This window comes from Pseudomonas sp. CCC4.1 (assembly GCF_035019225.1).
Classification (GTDB): domain Bacteria; phylum Pseudomonadota; class Gammaproteobacteria; order Pseudomonadales; family Pseudomonadaceae; genus Aquipseudomonas; species Aquipseudomonas bubulae.
In genome coordinates this window covers 19,280-38,190 of record NZ_JASJWL010000005.1, presented here as the reverse complement: position 1 = coordinate 38,190, position 18,911 = coordinate 19,280, and the positions used below count along the sequence as shown (strand labels likewise).

Here is an 18,911-nt window from a genome sequence, read left to right as displayed (position 1 = left end):
TTTGTCAGTCCTGAAAGGCTGTGGGGTTACATCCGGAACACACCGAAACGGGTGGCCTCGACAGGGGCGTTCAAGGCCGCCGACAGGCCAAGGGCCAAAACCTCTCGGGTTTGCGCCGGATCGATCACGCCGTCATCCCACAAGCGCGCGCTGGAGTAGTAGGGGTGGCCTTGATGCTCGTACTGGTCGAGGATCGGCTGCTTGATCTCGGCCTCTTCCCGGGCTGTAAACCCGACGCCATTGCGCTCGGCCTGTTCGCGCTTGACCTGCACCAGCACACCCGCGGCTTGCTCCGCACCCATCACGCCGATTCGGGCATTTGGCCACATCCACAAGAAGCGTGGATCGTAGGCGCGGCCGCACATTCCGTAGTTGCCGGCGCCAAAGCTGCCGCCAATGATCACGGTGAATTTGGGCACCCTGGCGCACGCAACGGCGGTGACCAATTTGGCACCGTGTTTGGCAATCCCACCGGCTTCGTATTTCTGCCCGACCATAAAGCCGGTGATATTTTGCAAAAACACCAGGGGGATGCCGCGCTGACAGGCCAGCTCGATAAAGTGCGCGCCCTTTTGCGCGGCCTCGGCAAACAGGATCCCGTTGTTGGCCAGAATCGCCACCGGGTAACCCTGCAAATGGGCAAAGCCGCACACCAGCGTGGTACCGAACAGGGCCTTGAACTCATCGAATACCGAGCCATCCACCAGCCGCGCAATCACTTCGCGTACATCAAAAGGCTGCTTGGCATCAGCCGGGACTATGCCGTACAGCTCATCACGGTCGTACAGCGGTACCTGTGGTGTGCGCTGCTGCAACTGGCCCAGCTTGCGCCAGTTGAGGTTGGCAACGCTGCGCCGGGCCAGCGCCAGGGCGTGTTCGTCGCTGTCGGCATAGTGGTCGGCCACCCCGGAAATCTTGCAGTGCACATCGGCCCCGCCGAGGTCTTCGGCGCTGACCACTTCGCCCGTGGCGGCCTTTACCAGCGGCGGGCCAGCGAGAAAAATCGTTGCCTGTTGACGCACCATAATGGCTTCGTCGGCCATGGCGGGTACATAGGCACCGCCTGCGGTACAGGAGCCCATGACCACGGCAATTTGCGGGATGCCCGCTGCGCTCATGTTGGCCTGGTTGAAGAAGATCCGTCCAAAGTGCTCGCGGTCCGGGAACACCTCGTCCTGGCGCGGCAAGTTGGCACCCCCCGAGTCCACCAGATAAATGCACGGCAAGCGGTTCTGCTCGGCGATGGTTTGCGCCCGCAGGTGTTTTTTGACCGTCAGTGGGTAGTACGAACCGCCTTTGACCGTCGCGTCGTTGGCGACAATCATGCACTCCACGCCCTCGACCCGACCAATGCCGGCAATGATCCCGGCTGCCGGAACGTCTTCGCCGTACACGTTGTAAGCCGCTAACTGACTCAATTCAAGGAAGGGCGAACCGCTGTCCAAAAGGCGGTCAATCCGTTCGCGAGGTAGCAACTTGCCTCGTGAGGTATGCCGCTCCTGCGCCTTGGCGCCACCGCCTTGTTGCACCTGCGCTAGCAGGGCATGCAAGGCGTCGACCTGTTTGAGCATGGCGTCGCGGTTAAGCCCGAACTCGGCCGAGCGCGGGTTGATTGTCGTCTGCAAGATGGACATGCCTGCGCTCCTTAGCGGGTTTCGTTGAAGAGTTCGCGACCAATCAGCATGCGTCGGATTTCGCTGGTGCCAGCGCCGATTTCATACAGTTTGGCGTCGCGCAGGAGGCGCCCGGCAGGGAATTCATTGATGTAGCCGTTGCCGCCGAGAATCTGAATGGCATCGAGGGCCATTTGCGTGGCGCGTTCGGCGCTGTACAAAATCACGCCGGCGGCATCCTTGCGCGTTGTTTCGCCACGTTCGCACGCGGCAGCCACGGCATACAGATAGGCACGGCTGGCATTGAGCTGGGTGTACATGTCAGCCACCTTGCCCTGGATCAACTGAAATTCGCCGATGCTCTGGCCGAATTGCTTGCGGTCGTGAATGTACGGCACGATCAGGTCCATGCACGCCTGCATGATCCCGGTGGGGCCGCCCGAGAGCACCACACGCTCGTAGTCCAGGCCGCTCATCAGGACCTTTACGCCGGCGTTGAGGGTGCCCAGCAGGTTCTCTTCAGGCACTTCGACATCGTCGAAAAACAGCTCGCTGGTGTTGGAACCGCGCATGCCAAGCTTGTCGAAATGGCTACTGCGGCTGAAGCCTTTCCAGTCACGCTCAACGATAAATGCGCTGATTCCGTGCGGGCCTTTCTCCAGGTCGGTCTTGGCATAGATCACATAGGTGCTGGCGTCCGGGCCATTGGTGATCCAGGTTTTGCTGCCGTTGAGGACAAAGTGGTCGCCGCGTCTGTCGGCGCGCAGTTTCATCGAAACCACATCGGAACCGGCGTTCGGTTCGCTCATGGCCAGGGCACCGACGTGTTCGCCGCTGATCAGCTTGGGCAGGTATTTGAGTTTCTGTTCGTGGGTGCCGTTGCGGTTGATCTGGTTGACGCACAGATTGGAGTGGGCGCCGTAGGACAGGGCCACCGATGCCGAGCCGCGGCTGATTTCTTCCATGGCCACCACATGGGCCAGATAGCTCAGGCCGGTGCCGCCGTACTCTTCTGAGACGGTGATGCCGAGCAACCCCATGTCACCGAACTTGCGCCACATGTCGGCCGGGAACAGGTTGTCCTTGTCGATTTGCGCCGCCCGTGGCGCCAGTTCGGCAGCGACGAATGCCTGGACCTGATCGCGCAGCATATCGATGGTTTCGCCCAGGGCGAAGTTCAGGGTGGGGTAGCTCATGGGGCACCTATATTCATTGTTCTTGTGGAGGCGGTTACTGCGTCGCCATTGATAACCTTTACGTTAACGTAAACTTGGCGCCTTTAACTGTCAACGACCTTTACGTTAACGTCAACTTAGGCCAGAGTATTTGTTGTTCTTCAAATGAGCCGGTGCAGTACGCGCCTTGCTCATGCTCCCAAAACAATCACAAGAGGAGTTGCCATGAAGTTGCAATCCGTCCCCAGTTACAGCCAGGGTGCGCTGGACAAGCCGCTGCTGGCGATGACGATAGGCCAGGCTTTTGATCAGACTGCTGCGCGTTACCCGCAGGGGGAGGCGTTGGTGGTACGCCATCAGCAGCAACGTTATACATGGGCACAATTGGCCGAGGAGGTCGACCTGCATGCCAGGGCACTGCTGGCTTTGGGTTTGCAGGCAGGGGACCGGCTGGGGGTGTGGGCGCCTAATGGCGCCGAGTGGTTTATCAGCCAGTTTGCCAGCGCCAAGATTGGCGTGATTCTGGTCAATATCAACCCGGCATACCGGCTCTCGGAACTCGAATACGTACTCAAGCAATCGGCGTGTCAATGGTTGGTGTGTGCGGGCGCGTTCAAGACGTCCAACTATCACGCCATGCTCCAGGAGTTGATCCCTGAGCTGGCGGAGCAATCGGTCGGGGCGCTGGATTGTGTGCGCTTTGCCGATTTGCGTGGGGTCATCAGCCTCGCGGCTGAGCCGCCGGCAGGTTTTTTGCCGTGGTCGCACCTTGCCATGTTGGCTGACGAGGTCGAACCGGAGCAGTTACGCTGCCGCGAAGCCAGCCTGCACGTCGACCAGCCGGTCAATATCCAGTACACCTCCGGTACCACAGGCTTCCCCAAGGGGGCGACCCTTAGCCATCATAACATTCTCAATAATGGCTATATGGTAGGCGAAAGCCTGGGGCTGACGGCCAGCGACCGTCTGGTAATCCCCGTGCCGCTTTATCACTGCTTTGGCATGGTGATGGGTAATCTGGGTTGCGTGACCCATGGCACTACCATGATCTACCCTGCGGAGGCCTTTGACCCGGGCCTTACGCTGCAAGCGGTTGCGCAAGAGCGCGCCACCGGGCTGTACGGTGTGCCGACCATGTTTATCGCCATGCTCGACCACCCGCAGCGTGCCTCGTTTGATCTGTCGAGCCTGCGCACGGGGATTATGGCCGGGGCCACATGCCCGATCGAGGTCATGCGCCGCGTCATCAGTGAAATGCATATGGGCGAAGTACAAATCGCCTATGGCATGACCGAAACCAGCCCGGTATCGATACAGACGGGGCCTGCGGATGAACTGGAATTGCGGGTTACCACGGTGGGGCGTACCCAGCCACAACTTGAGAGCAAGTTGATCAATGCTGCGGGCAACACCGTTGCCCGGGGTGAGATTGGCGAGTTGTGTACCCGTGGCTACAGCGTGATGCTCGGTTACTGGAACAACCCGCAGGCCACCGCTGATGCCATCGACGGCGACGGCTGGATGCATACCGGTGACCTGGCGCAGATGGATGAGCAGGGCTATGTACGCATTGTGGGGCGCAACAAGGACATGATTATTCGCGGTGGAGAAAATATTTACCCGCGGGAGCTGGAGGAGTTCTTTTTTACCCACCCGGCAGTGGCTGACGTGCAGGTTGTGGGTATCCCTGACGCCAAATATGGCGAAGAGATCGTTGCCTGGATCAAGTTTCATCCCGGTCATACGGCCAATGAGCTTGAGCTGCAAACCTGGTGCAAGTCGCGGATTGCGCACTTTAAAGCGCCGCGTTTTTTCAAGTTTGTCGATGCATTCCCGATGACCGTGACCGGCAAGATCCAGAAATTCAAAATGCGCGAGATCAGTATTCAGGAGTGCCAACAGAAATGACCAAACCCGTGGGAACGGGCTTGCTCGCGATGGCATCACCGCGATTTGCCAGACAGACCGCGCCGCCTGAATCGCGAGCAGGCTCGCTCCCACGGGGGTATGCAGTTAAGCAAATTATCAAACCACAGATAGCACAAAGGGGAGCCGAGGCTCCCCTTTAATATGTCGTTGCGTGCTCTTTTTTTATTATTGAAGGGCGGTCTATTGTTGTTTTTGGAACTCGCCCTTTTGCTGCGTTTTTGTGCGACCCCCATCCGGGGTCAAGAGCAAACGTATTTTTTTGAGCGCTGATCCACTTTTATCACCGGCTATCAAACCCGTGATCCAACCTGTGCGGGTGCTACCTGAAGGTAGTTTTATTCTTCTCTGCCCGGTTGCGAGGTGGTTTTTAGGCGCCTCGGAAAAGTAAACCTTCTCCAAAAAAATCTGTTAGCTGCGTCTCTGCCGTGTTGTTTTTGTTATGTCAGAGTCGTTTCGTATTGTTTTTATTATGTTGCTGCGGTTTTTATTCTTGTTATGCCATAGAGATAGCAGGAGCCGTGCCAACTTTTAAAAACCCTTATAAATCAACTACTTGAAAATTAAGGCAATAAAAAACCGGCCATGGGCATGGCCGGTTTGTTTCCGTGTTACTCGTTTGTGTGGCGGCGAGGTAACACCCCGGAACACTTTTTAGCCCTGGCGGGCCTTTGCCACCCGTGATCCGGTAACACGACCCAGCACCTTGCAGATGTGCGCGCCGGCCAGTAACAGCTTGTCCATGTCGACCCCGGTATCGATGCCCATGCCGTTGAGCATGTACAGCACGTCTTCCGTGGCCACGTTACCGCTGGCACCCTTGGCATAGGGGCAACCGCCGAGGCCGGCGATGGAGCTGTCGAATACCGCGATGCCTTCCTGCAGGCTGGCGTAGATATTTACCAGCGCCTGACCGTAGGTATCGTGGAAATGCCCGGCGAGTTTTTCCCGCGGGACGCAAGCCGCTACCGTCTCAAACAGGGTGCGTGTGGCTGTCGGTGTACCGGTGCCGATGGTGTCGCCCAGTGACACCTCGTAACAGCCCATGGCGTACAGCTCCTGCGCTACCTGTGCCACCTGCTGCGCACTGACCTGGCCTTCATAAGGGCAGCCCAGCACACAGGACACATAGCCGCGTACGCTGATGCCGTGCTGCCTGGCCGCTTCAATAATGGGCACAAAGCGCGCCAGGCTTTCGCTGATCGAGCAATTGATATTGCGTTGCGAGAACGCTTCGGATGCGGCGGCAAATACCGCGACTTCCTTTACCCCGGCGGCCACGGCATCTTCAAAACCACGCAGGTTCGGTGCCAGCGCACCGTAGACCACGCCCGGCTTGCGGCGGATTTGTGCGAAGACTTCAGCCGAACCGGCCATTTGCGGCACCCACTTGGGGGAGACAAAGCTGCCGGCTTCGATATAGCCCAATCCGGCGTCGGTCAGGGCGTCAACCAGTTGCACCTTGTCCGCGACACTGATGGGTTGGGCCTCGTTTTGCAGACCGTCGCGCGGGCCTACTTCGATCAGCCGCACATGGGTTGGAAGTGTCATGGGGATCACCGTGTCCGTTGAAATGGGGTCTTGCCCAACCCTCACCCCAGCCCTCTCCCGGAGGGAGAGGGGGCAGATGGGGGTGTGCTGGAGTTCGCAGGCGGTCAGTCAGAGCGAGGGACTGTTAGTCGTCTGTTTTTTTATGGTCTGTTCCAGCGCCTGGAGACACCGCTCTTCAGCGGTATCGAGCTCCAGCTGCATCTGCTGGATATCCAGCAACTGCTGCTCAAGCTGCTCGCGGCGTTCGGCGATTTTGGCCAGCATGCTGTTGAGCTGTTTCTGGTTGCCGCTGGTGGGGTCATAAAGCTCGATCAGTTCGCGGCATTCGGCCAGCGAAAAGCCGATGCGCTTGCCGCGCAGAATCAGTTTCAGGCTGACTTTGTCCCGCGCCGAATACACCCGCTCCTGACCGCGTCGTTCAGGGGCGAGCAGGCCTTGCTCTTCATAAAAGCGAATGGCACGGGTGGTGATGTCAAGTTCACGGGCAAGGTCGGAGATACTGTACGTCTGGCTGCTCATGGGCGGGCTCTGGAGAAATCGTGTTGCTAAACTAAAGCTTGGTTGACGTATACGTCAAGCAGGCTTGCGGCTTCGAATTTCTGTTGTTGCTGGCACAGCTCTATCAGTTGCTCGCGCATCCAGCGATTGGCCGGGTCTTGCTCGGTACTTTCGTGCCAGTACAAATGGGTTTCCACATTGGGCAGTTCATTGAGGGGCAAGGCTACAAAGTGCAGGCCATGGCGGCGGGCAAAACGCTCGGGCACGGTCATTGCCATGTCGGTTTGCTGCAGCACATTAGAGGCCATCAGGTAATGCTGCGAGCGCAGGGTGATCTTGCGCTGCAGGCCCATCTTGCCCAGGGCCAGGTCGACCTCGCCGAGGCCGTTGCGTCGGGTCGAGATATGAATGTGGGTCAGCGCCAGGTATTCATCCAGGCTCAGGGTTGCCTTGCCGGCTGATGGGTGGCCCTGGCGCATGGCGCAGACGTAACGGTCTTCCATCAATTTGACATGGCGTACCTGCGGGTCGGTATTGAGGGGGGCATCTATCGCAAAATCCAGACGCCCGGCAGCCAGATCACTGGTGGTCTCACGCCGATGAGAGAGAAAACTCTCGACCACCACCGAAGGCGCCTGACGCCGTAGCCGCTGGAATAGCGGCGGCAAAATCACCGCTTCTGACAGGTCTGTCATGCTGATGCGGTAGGTCTTGTTGGCTTGCAGGGGGTTGAAGGTGCGGCTTTCCTGCACCGAAACACGCAACAGCGCCAGGGCACTGCGCACCGGGCTGATGATGTTCTGTGCCATGGGGGTGGGCACCATGCCCTGGGCGGTGCGCACGAACAGCGGGTCATTGAAGCTCTCGCGCAATCGCGCCAGGGCATTGGACACGGCTGGCTGGGTGATGCCGATAATCTGCCCGGCGCGGGTCAGGTTGGCTTCGGTATAGATGGCGTCGAAGACGATAAACAGATTGAGATCGACCTTGTTCAGGTTCATGACGCGCTGGCTCTTGTTATTGGAAAGGAAAACGCGCCCCGATCATATATTGCTTATGAATGGTAATACACGTCGTTAATAGATGGCGCAAATAAAGGGTGGCTAATCTAGCATCGGGTATCACTTTTCAGCAGCCCGGTAGAAGGTAGTCACTTATGGATTTCGCTTACTCTCCGAAAGTTCAGGCCCTGCGTGAGCGTGTGACAGCGTTTATGGACGCCCATGTTTACCCGGCGGAGGCGATTTTTGATCAGCAGGTGGCTGAAGGTGATCGCTGGCAGCCCACAGCGATCATGGAAGAGTTGAAACTCAAGGCCAGGGCTGAAGGGCTATGGAATCTGTTTTTGCCAGAGTCCGAACTGGGCGCCGGGCTGACCAACCTTGAATACGCGCCGCTGGCAGAAATCATGGGGCGCTCGATGCTGGGTTCCGAGCCCTTCAACTGCTCGGCACCGGATACCGGCAATATGGAAGTACTGGTGCGCTACGCCAGCGAGGCACAAAAAAAGCAGTGGTTGGAGCCGCTGTTGCGGGGTGACATTCGCTCGGCGTTTGCCATGACCGAACCGGACGTCGCCTCGTCGGATGCTACTAATATGACGGCATGCGCCGTGCGTGACGGTGACGAGTGGCTGATCAATGGCCGCAAATGGTGGACGTCGGGAGCTTGTGACCCTCGCTGCAAGATCATGATTTTCATGGGCTTGAGCAACCCTGAAAATCCGCGGCATCAGCAGCACTCAATGATCCTGGTGCCGGTAGACACCCCAGGGGTGAAAATCGTACGGCCACTGCCGGTATTCGGCTACGACGATGCTCCTCATGGTCATGCCGAAGTGCTGTTCGACAACGTACGAGTGCCGTATGAAAACGTTTTGTTGGGTGAAGGCCGGGGCTTTGAAATTGCCCAGGGGCGTCTTGGGCCGGGCCGGATTCACCACTGCATGCGCTCGATTGGCATGGCCGAGCGGGCACTGGCTTTAATGTGCAAGCGTTCGCTGGCACGTACCGCGTTCGGCAAGCCGCTGGCACGTCTGGGGGCCAATATCGACAAGATCGCCGACTCGCGCATGGAGATCGACATGGCGCGCCTGTTGACCCTCAAGGCTGCGTATATGATGGACACGGTAGGCAACAAGGTGGCCAGAAGTGAAATCGCCCAGATCAAGGTTGTCGCGCCCAACGTTGCCTTGAAGGTGATTGACCGGGCCATTCAGATGCATGGCGGGGCAGGGGTTTCGGCGGATTTTCCGCTGGCTTATATGTACGCCATGCAGCGCACGCTGCGCCTGGCGGATGGCCCGGACGAAGTACACCGGGCGGCAGTGGGCAAGTTTGAGCTGGATAAATATGCACTCTAGGGAGAGGGGGCATTTGACCTTGCACACTCAATAAACCCACACCTCAACCCGACGATTCTTCTGGCGCCCTTCATCTTCGATATTGGCTGCCACCGGCATTTGTGCGCCATAGCCACGAATTTCCCTGGGCACCACGCCGCTTTTCACCAGCTCGCGGCGTACGGCCATCGCCCGCAACGTTGACAGCAATTGTGCACGCTGCGGGTCATCCTTGGCATCGCCAAAACCCACCAGTGTGATCTGTTTGTCGAGTTTGCCATGGGCGCTCAGGTAGTCGGCCACACGCAGCAAGTCCTGACGCGCCTTGTTATCCAGTGAGGCGCTGCCTTCTTCAAAACGGAAGTTGACTGACAGGCGCTGTGCCTCCCGCGTCAGCGCCTGATACGCCTGGGGCATGTGCCCGCCCGGTAGCACGCTGCCAGCTTGTACGCTTTGGGCGACAAAGCCGTTTTGCCCGACAATGGCCTGACCTTGCGGGCTTTGGGTGAAGGCAACCAGTGCTTTTGCCCAGGGATTTATCGTCGAGGGAGGCAGGTAAAAGAACAGACGCCGCGACAAGGGGTAGTCTTCGCTGGCAATCAGGCTGGTGAGCGGCAGCATGGGCTGCGATGCGCCATCAACGATAGCCAGGGCCTTGGCCTCACGGATATACGGCAGGCCGATAAAGCCGATGGCTTGTGGGTCACGGCTGACGGCATCGGATAGCTCTTCGCTGGATTCGAAACGCTGTGCCGTACTGCTCAAGGACTGCCCGTTGCGGTTCAAGACCAGCTCTTTAAAGGTCTCCCAGGTGCCGGACTGGCCATCGCGGGCATATAAATGAATGGCACCACCGACCCCGCCCAGCTGTTCCCAGCGGCTGATCCGGCCACTGAAAACCTGTGCCAGTTGCTCGGTATCAAGCTGATTGAGCGGGTTGCGCGGGTGGAGAATGATCGCCAGGCCATCGATGGCAATCACTTGTTCGGCGCTCGGGCTTTTCAGGTCTCCCAGGCGCTCAAGGTCTACCAGTTCGCGGTCCTTGATGGGGCGCGAGGACGCCACCAGATCCGCATGCCCGGCGGCCAGGGCAGTAAAGCCGGTACCCGAGCCATGGGCGGCGACATCCACCCGGATCTGCCGGCCCTGCGCCGTGGTGCCGACAATAGTGTGCTCGTTGGGCGGGATGACCGGGACACTGTGGATGTCATGCAGGCCTTGCTCGGCGAGCATGGCGCTGACCAGTGCAGGGCCAAGGTTGGCGCCGATGGTGTTGGAGCCCTGGATGCGCAGGTCGGCAGCGCAGACCAGGCCGGTCAGCGCGCATAACAGGGTCAAGGACATAAGACGCAGCATCGGCAGGCACCTTCCTGGAGCCATAGAAAGGCCTGCAATTTAAGTCAGAAAGGTTTCAAGCCGATGACAGGCCCCTCTGTAGCAGCAGCCTCGTTCCTTCGGCAGCTGCTACGGGATTGTTCTTAGCTCAATTCCAGCCAGATCGGCGCATGATCCGATGGTTTTTCCATGCCACGCAGGTCGTAGTCCACACCCGCTGCCTTGATGCGTGGCACCAGCCCCTGGGAGGCAAGGATCACGTCAATGCGCAGGCCACGCTTGGGCTCATCCTCAAAACCACGGCTGCGGTAATCGAACCAGCTGAAACGGTCGGCCACGTCCGGGTGCAGGTAGCGAAAGCTGTCCACCAGGCCCCAGCCCTTGAGACGTTCCAGCCACTCGCGTTCTTCCGGCAAAAAGCTGCACTTGCCGGTTTTCAGCCAGCGCTTGGCGTTGTCCGGGCCGATACCGATATCGCAGTCCTGCGGCGAGATATTGATATCGCCCATTACCACCAGTGGTTGTTCATTGCTGAACTGGCTTTCAAGCAGCTGCTGCAGGTCGCTGTAGAAACGCTGCTTGGCCGGGAATTTGGTGGGGTGATCGCGGTTTTCGCCCTGTGGGAAGTAACCATTCATGATGGTCACCGGCTGGCCGTTTTCGTCAGCGAAAGTGCCCCAGATAAAACGCCGCTGGGCGTCATCTTCATCACCGGCAAAACCCTTGTGCAGCTCCAGAGGTGCCTGGCGCGAGAGCAGGGCGACCCCGTAATGGCCTTTTTGACCATGGAAGTGCACGTGATACCCCAGCGCTTCGATGTCGGCGATGGGGAACTGATCGTCATGGACCTTGGTTTCCTGCAGGCCGATCACGTCAGGCTGGTGTTTCTCGATCAGCGCTGCCAGCTGATGTGGCCGAGCGCGCAGGCCGTTGATGTTGAATGAAACGATTTTCATGGGCGGGCAGTCCTGAACAAAACTGCGATGCTAGCGGACTGACGCTCTGGCTGCCAGCGTGCAGTGGGGCAAATGCACTGCTAACGTAGGATGCACTTGGCCATGATGGAACTGTTGTGGCCCTCGGGGGTTCGTACGCATTAGAAGCGCCGCTATCCAGGCCGCGCCGGGGAGTTGATCGCATGACGCAAACGCCGAACGCCACCAGTCAGATCCAGTTGCTTGACAGTGGCTATTCAAGAGAAGCGCGCTCCTTGCTGTATCAGGCCTATCGCCATGAGCCGACATTCCGCTTTCTGTTCAACGCCGAGCGCAGCGGTTACGAACAACGGGTTCGCGCGACAGTGCGGGAGCTGGTCAGGCAACATTTTTTTCAGGACTTGCCGGCGCTGGGGTTGCTGGTCAATGACCGCCTGGTGGGCATTGCCCTGATTGCCCCGCCGCAGCGGCGCCTGGGGATTACCGAAAGCTGGGCCTGGCAGTTGCGCATGGTGCTCAGTGCCGGGCTGAACTGCACGCGGCGGTATCTGGACTATCACCAGGCAGTGCAGGCCTGCGTGCCGGGAGATGCCGTGCATATGCTGCCGTTGCTGGGTATTCATCCCGAATTCCAGGGTTTGCATTACGGTGAGCAGTTGCTTGAAGCAGTGCATAACTGGTGCGCCGAGGACGAGCACTCCGAAGGTGTGGTGCTCGACACCGGAAACCCGCATTACCTTGAATTCTACAAGCGCCAGGGCTATGTGGAGATCGGGGAAGTTGCGGTGGGGCCGGTGATAGAACATGTGTTCTTCCATGCCAATCCGCAGGTGTCACATACCGCAACGGTTTGAACACGAACTTTTTGCCCGTTGACGCGCTCTATGAGCACCCCAGCCCGTGATAGCATCCGCGCCTATGACGTTCCCAGGAAGATTTACCAGTGGTGTTGTCCTGCTGCTCAGCAGTTTTGCGGCGTGTGCCCAAAGCGAGTTGGTGGTCAAGGTCAAACCGGCAAACGACGCCCTCAAGGCCAACGTGGAAGGCTATATTGGCAGCCTCGGCGATCGTGACGAGAAAGCGCTTTTGCGTTTTCAACGTGGCGCGCAGGAGCAGGCCCTGAAAGCCTCCCAGGCCTTGGGTTACTACCAGCCCTCCATCGACGCCGAGGTCAAGCCCGGCGATCCGCCGCGTCTGGTGTTGAGCATCGATCCCGGCGAGCCGGTGCATCTGCGCAACGTCAACGTGCGCGTCGAAGGCCCGGCCGCTTCGCTGAAGGCCTTTCAGATACCGGCCAGCGATGATCTCAAACCCGGCGCGGTGCTCAATCAGGGCAACTACGAAGACGCCAAGCGCCTGATCCAGAACCGTGCCCTGCGTTACGGTTTTTTCAATGGTAAATTCACTCAGCACGAACTGCTGGTCGACCCCAAGGGCGGTTTTGCCGATATCAATCTGGTCTACGAAAGCGGCCCGCGTTTTTTTCTCGGTAAAGTCAGTTTTGCCGGCGATGCACCCTTTGACCAGACCTTGCTGCAACGCATGGTGCCGTTTACCCCGGATACCCCGTACGACTCGGAACTGGTTGCCGAACTTAACCAGAACCTGCAAAGCAGTGGCTACTTTGAAGTGGTGCGCGTCGATGCCGCACCCAGTACTGCGGTGGGGCAGGTGATCCCGGTCGACGTCGACCTGGAAACCCGCAAGCCGCGTACCATGACCCTGGGCCTGGGTTACTCGACCGATACCGGAGCCCGTGGCAAGGCCAGCTGGATGCGCCACTGGGGCAACCCGCGCGGTGACAGCTACGGCTTTGAATCCGAAATATCCCAGCCCAAGCAAAACGTCGGTGCCTGGTATGACATCCCGCTGGATCCACCGCTGACCGATAAACTGCGTCTTGCTGCGGGTTATCAAAACGAAGAAATCGCCAACACCGACACCTTGAGCAAGCTGCTCACGGTCGGCCCGGAGTGGCACAGCAAACTGGATAACGGCTGGACGCGCGTCATCTCGCTCAAATGGCAGCATGAAGAGTACCGCCTGGGCGATGACTCGGGCCTGAGTACCTTGCTGATGCCGGGCGTCAGCTATTCGGTATTGCGCAGCGACAACCGCATCGACCCCAGTCACGGCTACAGTGTGACCACGGATATGCAGGTGGCCAAGCAAGGGTTGATGTCCGATACCAACCTGCTGCATGGCGATGTGCAGTTCAAGGCGTTGACCACCCTGTGGGAAAAACACCGCTTTTTGGGCCGGATCCAGTTTGGTGGCAGTGCCACCAACGGCTACAAATCGATTCCACCGTCCCTGCGCTTCTTCGCCGGTGGCGACCAGAGCGTGCGTGGTTATGATTACCAGAGTCTGTCGCCGAAAAACTCCGAAGGTGATCGTATTGGCGGGCGCTACATGCTCGCGGGTAGCCTGGAATATCAATATCAGTTCGCCGAAAAGTGGCGCTGGGCGACCTTTGTCGACCAGGGCAATGCGTTCAACACACTGGACTTTCCGAGCCTGAAAACCGGGGTCGGCGTTGGTATTCGCTGGATCTCGCCGGTAGGCCCCATACGTCTGGATCTGGCCCATGCGCTGGATGACGATGGCGGTGTCCGTTTGCACTTTTCGATGGGGCCAGAACTGTGATTCGTGGTTTGAAAATAGCCGGGCTGGTGCTGGTGGCGTTGGTGCTGCTGGCCGTTGTCAGTGTGGGCGTGATTCTGGGTACGCAAGCAGGCAGCCGCTGGGTGCTGGGGCAGGTACCGGGTTTGCAGGTGGAGAATTTTGCCGGGCGCCTGGGCGGCCAGTGGGGTGCCGATCATCTCTTGTGGGAGCAAGGCACCAGCCGGGTGGAGGTAAGCCGGCCGATCTTTGCCTGGTCGCCGGGCTGTCTGACCCGCATGACGCTATGTATCGATCAATTGCAGGCTGACGCCATCAGCCTGCAATTTCCGCCCAGTGAAGACAGCAGCAGCGGGCCGATCAGCCTGCCGGAGCTGAAATTGCCGCTGGCGATTGAAGTGGGTGTGGTCAAGGTCGGCAATGTACTGTTCAACGGCATCGAGCAGCTCAAGGGCATGCAGATGTCGGCGCAGTGGACGGCCAAGGGCTTGCAGCTCGACTCGGTGCAGGTCGAGCGCGAAGACCTCAATGTTGACCTGTCCGGCCTGCTGCAACCCAATGGCGACTGGCCGTTGACCTTGCAAGGTAACGTCAGCCTGCCAGCTCCGGATGGCAAACCCCTGGCGATCGCGCTCAAGGTTGATGGCAATCTGCGTACTAGCTTGAACCTCAAGGCCGACACCACCGGTTATATCAATGCGCACCTGACGGGCGAGCTGCAGCCTTTGGCCGACAACTTGCCGGCGCAATTGAAAATCACCGCCGAACCGTTCAAGGCCAGCCCCGATCTGCCGGACACCCTGGTGCTCAATCAGTTGTTGCTGACGGCCAAGGGCGACCTCAAGGACGGCTATGAATTGAATGGCAGCGCCCTGTTGCCTGCCGAAAAACAGCCAGTGAACCTGCAGCTCAAAGGCCGCGTGGATGCCAAGGGTGCGCAGATCGCTGCGCTGGACCTGACCGCCAACCCGCAGCAGCGCCTGAAACTGTCGGGGCAAGTGGACTGGCATGAAGGCTTGAGCGCCGAGGCCAAAATCGACTGGCTGGAGTTTCCCTGGCACAACCTGTATCCGCTGATCGACAAGCCTGATGTGGATTTGCGCACGTTTGTGGCTGAAGTGTCCTATCGCGACGGTAACTATCTGGGCAACTTCAAGGCGGACCTTGATGGCCCGGCGGGCAAGTTCAGCCTCAGCAGCCCGTTCAGTGGCGATCTGGGCAAGGTCTTCCTGCCGCAGCTCAAACTGGTGGCCGGGCAGGGCAAAGCCGAGGGCCACGTCAATGTGCAGTTTGCCGATGGCGTGGTGTGGGACACGGCGCTGGACCTGAGTGCGCTCAACCCTGCGTATTGGGTGGCCGAGTTGCCGGGTACGCTGGCAGGCCCGTTGCGCAGCAAGGGTTCATTTAAAAACGAGCGTCTGGAGCTGGATGCCAATCTCGACCTCAAGGGCCGTTTGCGCGGCCTGCCTGCGGTGCTGCAAGCCAAGGCCCAGGGCGCCGGTGAGGCCTGGACCGTCAGTGCGCTGGATATTCGCCTGGGCGATAATCGCATCAATGGTAGCGCCAGTTTGCAGGAGCAAATCAAGGCCCAGCTTGATCTCAATATGCCGCGTCTGGGCCAGCTGTGGCCCGAACTGCGCGGTCAGCTCAAGGGCCGTGTCGATGTAGGCGGAACCCTCAAGGCACCGCAAGGCAAAGTGGCGCTCAATGGGCAGCAACTTGCGTTTGCCGACAATCATCTGCAAAGCCTGACCCTGGATGCCAGCCTCGATCGCAACCAGCGTGGCCGCATCGACCTCAAGGGCAGCGGCATCCGCGCCGGTGACACCCAACTGGGCGTGCTCACCGCCAACGGCAGTGGCGATATCAAGCGTCAGCAGCTCAAGCTGGATTTGCAAGGACCGTTGGTGCAACTGGGCCTGGCCGTGGATGGCGGCCTGGACAAAGGCAACTGGCGCGGGCGACTGGCCAGTGGCGACGTCAAGGCCGGCGGCCAGGCCTGGGTGCTGCAAAACCCGGCACGGCTGGAGCGCCTGGCCGATGGCCGGCTCAATCTGGGCGCGCAGTGCTGGCTCTCCGGCCCGGCGAGCTTGTGCAGCGAAGAGCAGCGCCTGGTGCCGGACCCGAAACTGCGTCTGCACCTCAAGCAGTTCCCCCTCGACAGCCTGGCTGAGTGGTTGCCCAAGGACTTCCAGTGGCAGGGCCAGCTCAATGCCGACTTGATGCTGGACTTGCCTGCCAGCGGGCCTAAAGGCCAGGTGGTGGTGGATGCCAGTGGTGGCACGTTGCGCTTCAAAGACAAGGGCCAGTGGCTGGACTTCCCATACCAGGCGTTCAAGCTGACCAGCAACCTGACCCCTAACCGGGTTGAATCGCGGCTTGATTTCGATGGTGGCAAGCTGGGGCAGTTGATGCTGGCAGCGCGGATCAATCCGCTGCCCAAAAGCAAACCTGTTACCGGTGAATTCCGTCTCACCGGGCTGGATGTGTCGATGATTCGTCCGTTTGCGCCGATGGTGGAAAAACTCACCGGCCAGCTCAACGGCTCTGGCACGATATCGGGTGCTTTGCTGTCGCCCCATGTCAACGGCAATGTGGCCCTGACCGGCGGTGAAATCTCGGGGCCGGAGCTGCCGACCAACTTCGAGAATGTGCAGCTTTCGCTGGCCATCAACGGCGAAACGGCGCAGATCAATGGCGGCTGGACCAGCGGCGACAAGGGCCAGGGCAGCGTCAGCGGCAATGTGGCCTGGGGTCAGGCAGTGGCGGTCAATGTGCTGGTCAAGGGCAACAACCTGCCGGTGACGGTCGAGCCTTATGCCAAGCTGGAAGTCGCCCCGGACCTGAAAATCTCCCTCAACCCCGACAACACCCTGTTGATCGCCGGTACGGTGAACGTGCCCAAGGGTGAAATCGTGGTACGGGAATTGCCACCCTCGACGGTCAAGGTGTCAGATGACACGGTGATTGTGGGCCAGCAGACGACGGGTGAAGCCGCGCCGATGCAGGTCGACATGGATATCACCGTGGTGGTGGGGCAGGAGTTGCTGACATTCTCCGGCTTTGGCCTGAACGCCGATCTGGCGGGGCAGGTGCATATTGGCAACGACATGGACACCCGTGGCGAGCTGCGCCTCAATAACGGCCGCTACCGTGCCTATGGCCAGAAGCTGACCATACGCCGTGCGCGTTTGCTGTTCGCCGGGCCGATTGACCAGCCTTATCTGGATATCGAAGCGGTCCGCCAGACCGACGACGTGATTGCCGGGATTCGCCTGACAGGCAGTGCGGAACAGCCCACTACGCAAATCTTCTCGGAACCGGCCATGAGCCAGGAACAGGCGTTGTCTTACCTGATTCTTGGGCGTCCGCTGACGGGTACCGGGGAAGATGAAAACCTGCTGGCGCAGGCGGCGCTGGGCCTGGGCCTGATGGGCAGTTCGGGGATTACCACCAGCCTGGCCAACCACCTGGGGATCAAGGATTTTGAGCTTGATACCGAAGGTACCGGCAACAGCACGGCAGTGGTGGCCAGTGGCAAGATCAACGAGCGGCTGAGCGTACGCTATGGTGTGGGTGTGTTTGAACCTGCCAGTACCATTGCCCTGCGTTACAAACTGAGCAAGCGTGTGTATGTCGAAGTAGCCAGCGGTTTTGCCAGCTCGCTGGATATCTTCTACAAACGGGATTTCTGACGTGCTGTGATATGACCTGATGGTGTGGGAGCGAGCCTGCTCGCGAAACAGGCGACGCGGTTTGCCTGTATCGCGAGCAGGCTCGCTCCCACAGGATAGGGTAAAGGTAGTGCAGTCTCAGAGCGTGAGCTGCTTCATCGTTGCTTCGGCATAGCGCAACCCGGCCACGGCGCTGGCCGGGAATATGCTTTCCAGTGCGGCCAGCTCGCTGGCGCTCAGCTTGACCTCCAGCGCTCCCACATTCTCCTGCAGATACTTGCGTTGCTTGGTGCCCGGAATCGGGATCAGGTAATCGCCCTGTGCCAGTACCCAGGCCAACGCCAGTTGCCCGGCCGTCACGTCTTTTTCGGCAGCCAGGGTTTGCACTTGTTCGACCAATAGCAGGTTTTTGCCGAAGTTCTCACCTTGAAAACGGGGATTGAAACGGCGGAAATCGTCTGCGGCAAAATCGTCCACAGTTCTTAGCGCACCGGTCAAAAATCCCCGACCCAGCGGGCTGTAGGGCACAAAGGCAATGCCCAGGCGCTGACAGGCTTCAAGGCAACCGTTGCCTTCCTGGTCGCGGCTCCACAGCGAGTACTCACTTTGCAATGCGCTGATCGGATGCACTTTGTGCGCTCGCTCAAGGGTAGCCACCGAAGCCTCGCTCAGGCCCAGGTAACGCACCTTGCCTGCCTTGACCAGACCTGACAGCGCGCCGACGGTTTCTTCAACCGGTACGTTCGGGTCCATGCGGTGCTGGTAGTACAGATCGAGCGTCTCAACCCCAAGGCGCTTGAGGCTGCCTTCGACGGCCTGGCGGATGTACTCGGGGCGACCATTTATGTCGCGAAAGGCCGGATTGGCCGGGTCGCGGACGATGCCGAATTTACTGGCCAGAAACACTTGCTCGCGTTTCCCGCGAATGGCCTGGCCAATCAGTTCTTCGTTGGTGTGTGGCCCATAAATGTCGGCGGTATCGAGCAGGTTGATGCCCAGTTCCAGAGCGTGGTGCAGGGTGGCCACGGCTTCGCGGGTGTCGCTGCCGGTGGTGTAGAAGTCGGTCATGCCCATGCAGCCCAGGCCAATAGCGCTGACCTGAGGTCCGTCTTTACCCAGTTGGCGAGTGTGCATGCGAGGTGCTCCTGAATGAGTGGGGTAGAGCTATTCTTCACCTCGACAGTGGCAAGATAAACAGGGTAAATACACCATCACTGTTCGTAATTTCTAAACAATGGAGG

At 59.3% G+C, this 18,911-nt stretch carries 13 protein-coding genes; 5 read left to right on the top strand and 8 right to left on the bottom strand.

Going from position 1 to position 18,911, the window contains the following annotated elements:
- Window positions 1-26: 26 nt before the first annotated feature.
- Together QN377_RS03415 and QN377_RS03410 are read right to left on the bottom strand one after the other, a co-directional pair.
- Window positions 27-1,634: a carboxyl transferase domain-containing protein gene (locus QN377_RS03415; RefSeq protein WP_095001678.1), complete on the bottom strand. Its 1,608-nt coding sequence runs from the start codon at window positions 1,632-1,634 to the stop codon at window positions 27-29.
- An 11-nt stretch (window positions 1,635-1,645) separates the two neighbouring features.
- Window positions 1,646-2,809 carry an isovaleryl-CoA dehydrogenase gene (locus QN377_RS03410; RefSeq protein WP_095001677.1) on the bottom strand — a complete coding sequence of 388 codons (1,164 nt, stop codon included), beginning with the start codon at window positions 2,807-2,809 and terminating at the stop codon, window positions 1,646-1,648.
- A gap of 204 nt (window positions 2,810-3,013) precedes the next feature.
- Between QN377_RS03410 and QN377_RS03405 the strand changes: the two genes are divergently transcribed.
- Entirely contained in the window at window positions 3,014-4,696 is a 1,683-nt protein-coding gene (locus QN377_RS03405; protein WP_095020894.1) for an AMP-binding protein, read from the top strand.
- 672 nt (window positions 4,697-5,368) lie between these two features.
- Here the strand turns inward: QN377_RS03405 and QN377_RS03400 are convergent.
- The 3 genes from QN377_RS03400 to QN377_RS03390 all read right to left on the bottom strand — a co-directional run bounded on the left by QN377_RS03400 (window position 5,369) and on the right by QN377_RS03390 (window position 7,764).
- A complete protein-coding gene (locus tag QN377_RS03400; RefSeq protein ID WP_095019304.1) occupies window positions 5,369-6,265 on the bottom strand; it encodes a hydroxymethylglutaryl-CoA lyase in 897 nt (298 codons plus the stop codon).
- A gap of 108 nt (window positions 6,266-6,373) precedes the next feature.
- Entirely contained in the window at window positions 6,374-6,784 is a 411-nt protein-coding gene (locus QN377_RS03395; RefSeq protein ID WP_095001674.1) for a MerR family transcriptional regulator, read from the bottom strand.
- A 26-nt stretch (window positions 6,785-6,810) separates the two neighbouring features.
- Window positions 6,811-7,764 (bottom strand): LysR family transcriptional regulator, encoded by a 954-nt coding sequence (locus QN377_RS03390; protein ID WP_095019303.1) that lies wholly within the window; start codon window positions 7,762-7,764, stop codon window positions 6,811-6,813.
- 155 nt (window positions 7,765-7,919) lie between these two features.
- Here QN377_RS03390 and QN377_RS03385 point away from each other — a divergent pair, with 155 nt between their 5' ends.
- A complete protein-coding gene (locus QN377_RS03385; RefSeq protein ID WP_095019302.1) occupies window positions 7,920-9,125 on the top strand; it encodes an acyl-CoA dehydrogenase in 1,206 nt (401 codons plus the stop codon).
- A gap of 27 nt (window positions 9,126-9,152) precedes the next feature.
- On the opposite strand, the gene QN377_RS03380 is transcribed toward QN377_RS03385, so the two are convergent.
- Together QN377_RS03380 and xthA are read right to left on the bottom strand one after the other, a co-directional pair.
- Window positions 9,153-10,460: a substrate-binding domain-containing protein gene (locus tag QN377_RS03380; RefSeq protein WP_095019301.1), complete on the bottom strand. Its 1,308-nt coding sequence runs from the start codon at window positions 10,458-10,460 to the stop codon at window positions 9,153-9,155.
- A gap of 122 nt (window positions 10,461-10,582) precedes the next feature.
- Window positions 10,583-11,395, bottom strand: coding sequence for an exodeoxyribonuclease III (gene xthA / locus QN377_RS03375; RefSeq protein WP_095001670.1), 813 nt, complete (start codon window positions 11,393-11,395; stop codon window positions 10,583-10,585).
- 182 nt (window positions 11,396-11,577) lie between these two features.
- On the opposite strand from xthA, the gene QN377_RS03370 reads away from it, so the two are divergent.
- The 3 genes from QN377_RS03370 (at window position 11,578) to QN377_RS03360 (ending at window position 17,691) form a co-directional block, all read left to right on the top strand.
- Entirely contained in the window at window positions 11,578-12,228 is a 651-nt protein-coding gene (locus QN377_RS03370; RefSeq protein ID WP_095001669.1) for a GNAT family N-acetyltransferase, read from the top strand.
- Window positions 12,229-12,292: 64 nt separating this feature from the next.
- The gene (locus QN377_RS03365; RefSeq protein WP_095001668.1) at window positions 12,293-14,020 is read left to right on the top strand and encodes an autotransporter assembly complex protein TamA; all 1,728 of its coding nucleotides are present in this window, start codon (window positions 12,293-12,295) and stop codon (window positions 14,018-14,020) included.
- A complete protein-coding gene (locus QN377_RS03360) occupies window positions 14,017-17,691 on the top strand; it encodes a translocation/assembly module TamB domain-containing protein (RefSeq protein ID WP_218722853.1) in 3,675 nt (1,224 codons plus the stop codon). Before QN377_RS03365 ends, QN377_RS03360 begins: the two co-directional genes overlap by 4 nt.
- Window positions 17,692-17,808: 117 nt before the next feature.
- Here the strand turns inward: QN377_RS03360 and QN377_RS03355 are convergent, their stop codons facing one another.
- On the bottom strand, window positions 17,809-18,804 hold the full coding sequence (locus QN377_RS03355) for an aldo/keto reductase (protein WP_322212586.1): 996 nt from the start codon (window positions 18,802-18,804) through the stop codon (window positions 17,809-17,811).
- Between the last annotated feature and the right edge of the window lie 107 nt (window positions 18,805-18,911).